The sequence below is a fragment of the Actinosynnema sp. NPDC023658 genome (genome assembly GCF_040639995.1).
Classification (GTDB): domain Bacteria; phylum Actinomycetota; class Actinomycetes; order Mycobacteriales; family Pseudonocardiaceae; genus Actinosynnema.
Genome location: NZ_JBFAAX010000744.1, coordinates 1 through 2,807, shown reverse-complemented (window position 1 = coordinate 2,807; position 2,807 = coordinate 1). Strand labels below are relative to the sequence as shown.

Here is a 2,807-nt window from a genome sequence, read left to right as displayed (position 1 = left end):
CCACATGGCGCTGCCGATCAGCGGGGAGGGCCGGGTGGTGCACGGCGGCGTGCAGCGCGACAGCGCCGGTGTGCTCGCCGAACTCGGTCTGGAGCCGGTGACCCTGGGTTTCAAGGAGGGGCTCGCACTGATCAACGGCACCTCGGCGTCCACCGGGGCCGCCGTCGTGGCGCTGGTGCGGGCGGAAGCCCTGCTCCGGCTCGCGGTGTTCCTCTCCGGCCTGTACGTGCAATGCCTGCGCGGCAGCACCAGGGCGTTCGACCCCCGCGGCCACGAGCTGAAGGGCCACCCCGGCCAGATCGCCGTGGCGTCGGCGCTGCGCGAGCTGCTCGAAGGCAACGACCTGACCCGCGAGCACGTCGACCTGATGAACGAGATCAGCGCGCGCACCCAGGACACCGAGGGCGTCGTCGACGCCGGGGTCTACATCCAGTCCGCCTACTCGCTGCGCTGCGTGCCCCAGGTGCTCGGCCCGATCCACGACACCATGCGGTACTGCCGGACCGTGCTCACCCGTGAACTGAACTCCTCCAACGACAACCCGCTGATCTTCGAGACCGCCGAGGAGTCCTTCCACGGCGGCAACTTCCACGGTCAGTACGTCGGCATGGCCTGCGACTACCTCGGTATCGCGCTGACCGAGGTGGGCGTGCTCGTCGAGCGGCAGATCAACCGCCTGGTCGATCCCCACCTCAACGGGGAGCTGACCGACTTCCTCGCCCTCGACGACAGCGGGCTGTCCTCCGGGCTGAGCGGGACGCAGTACCTCGCCACCAGCATCGCCGCGGAGAACCTCGACCTGGCCGCGCCCGCGTCGGTCAAGACGCTGCCCTCCAACGCCGGCAACCAGGACATCGTGAGCATGAGCCTGAACTCGGCGCGCAAGGCGCTGACCCTGTGCGAGAACGTCGGCTCCATGCTGGCCGTGCTGGCCGGCTGCCTGTTCCAGGCGAGCCACCTGCTCGGCCCGCAGCGGCTCAGCCCGGCGGCCGCGGCCTGGCACTCGGCGCTGGCGGAGCACGTGACCGCCTACCGGGACGAGGCGCCGGTCTACGAGATGGTCGACCGGGTCAGGGAGTTCGCGCTGGGCGGGGAAGGCCGGCAGATCGTCGGGAAGTTCGTGGACCTGACCTCACCTGACCTGGCCTGACCGCAACCAACCCCGTGGAGACGCCTTGTTCGACACGCTGCTGAACCTGTCCGCGTACTGCCCGGACACCGTGCTGGACCCGGAGACGGGTGATCCGATCACCCTGGACCGGCTGGCCGCCGTGCTGCCGCCCTCCCTCGCCGCGCTGGAGCTGTCCACCGACTTCCTGGTGCCCGTGCCCGAACCGCTGCAGGAGAGGTTCGCCCGTTATCGCCCGACTCCCCTGTTCGAAGCGAGGACGTTCGCCGAGGCGGTCGGCAACGACTGCCGGGTGTTCGTCAAGGACGAGGGTGCGACGCCTTCGGGCAACCACAAGGCGAACAGCGCCTGGTGGGTCGCGTACCACTGCGCGCAGGACGGCATCGCGAGGATCACCACCGAGACGACGGGCAACTGGGGGATCGCCCTGGCCCTGGCGGCGGCCGAGTTCGGGCTGGAGGTGCTCTGCTTCATCGACGAGGCCAGTCTGCGGGCGCGGCCCGACCGCGCGGAGCTGATGCGCGCCGCCGGCGCCCGGGTGGAGGTGGTCCACCCCGACGACGCCCGGTTCGATCCGCTCGTGCTGTCCGCCAACCGCGCGGTCGAGTACACCCGGCGCCAGCCGGATGCCCGTTACGTGTTCGGCAGCGTGTACAACTACTTCATCCTGCCGCAGACGATCGTCGGCCTGGAGGCTCGCGGACAACTCGGTGACCTGCGGCCGGACGTGGTGGTGGGCAGCTGCGGCGGCGGGGCCAACCTGCTCGGCATCTCGGGCACGTTTCTCGCCGACCTCCTGTCCGGAGCGGAAGGACCCGAGGTGGTGTGCGCCGAGTCCGAGCTGTGCCCGATCGTCAGCAAGGGCGTGTGGGGCCGGTACTCGATCGACGACCAGGGCTTCTACCCGAAGCTGCACACGTACGGGTTGGAGCGGCTGCTCGGCACCGACTACATCGGCGGCCTCGGGTCCACGATCGTGGCGGCGCCGGTCGCCCGCTGCCACGCCGAGGGCCTGATCCGGACCACCACCGTCAGCACCGGCCAAGCTCAGGCCGCCGCCGCGCTGTTCGCCAGGACCGAGGGTCGCAGGGTGGCCCTGGAGACCGGGTACCAGTTGGCCGCGGTGATCGCGGAGGCCCGCCGTGCCGCGGGCAGGTCGATCCTGGTGAACATCAGCTCGGTCGGGTCGGTCGCCACATTCGCCTGACCGCGCCCCGCGTTATTGTCGAATCTCGGGGACTGTGGGGTCGCCGCCACGGCGAGTGGGAGGTCGGATGTCCGATGCCGTCGTTGAACAGTGGTTCGAGCAGTGGCTGCAGATGACCGGCCTGGACAGGCTCGACCTGGAAGCACTGGCCCGCTACGCCTTGCGGTCGTCGGGTCAGGACCCGGAAAAGGCCGAACTGCTCGGCACGGTCATACTGTGGTTACAGGGAAAGAGAATCGCGGAGACCGTTCCCTCGTTGATCCTCGATTTCATCGACGAGTACGCCTCGGCCACCAGCCGGGCGGCGGACGAGCTGCGGTTGGTCACCAATGCCCTCATCGCAGGCGCCGAGCCGGAGGCGCGGTCGGGGATGCCTCGGCGGCGTACCCGGCTCACCGACCGCGCGGACCGCCCGAGCCGCCGTTGCCGAGCGGGTTGGGCAGGTTGCCCAGGTTGCCGTCCCCCTTCGGC

3 protein-coding genes are annotated in these 2,807 nt (G+C 70.1%); all 3 read left to right on the top strand.

Annotated elements, in window-relative coordinates; all coding sequences use genetic code 11:
• Positions 1–1,150, top strand: a 1,150-nt coding sequence (locus AB0G02_RS34105; protein ID WP_360802675.1) for an aromatic amino acid ammonia-lyase, incomplete at its 5' end; no start/stop codon positions are given.
• A 25-nt stretch (positions 1,151–1,175) separates the two neighbouring features.
• A complete protein-coding gene (locus AB0G02_RS34100) occupies positions 1,176–2,336 on the top strand; it encodes a pyridoxal-phosphate dependent enzyme (protein WP_360802672.1) in 1,161 nt (386 codons plus the stop codon).
• Between the two features lie 67 nt (positions 2,337–2,403).
• Positions 2,404–2,807, top strand: a 404-nt coding sequence (locus tag AB0G02_RS34095; protein WP_360802669.1) for a hypothetical protein, incomplete at its 3' end; no start/stop codon positions are given.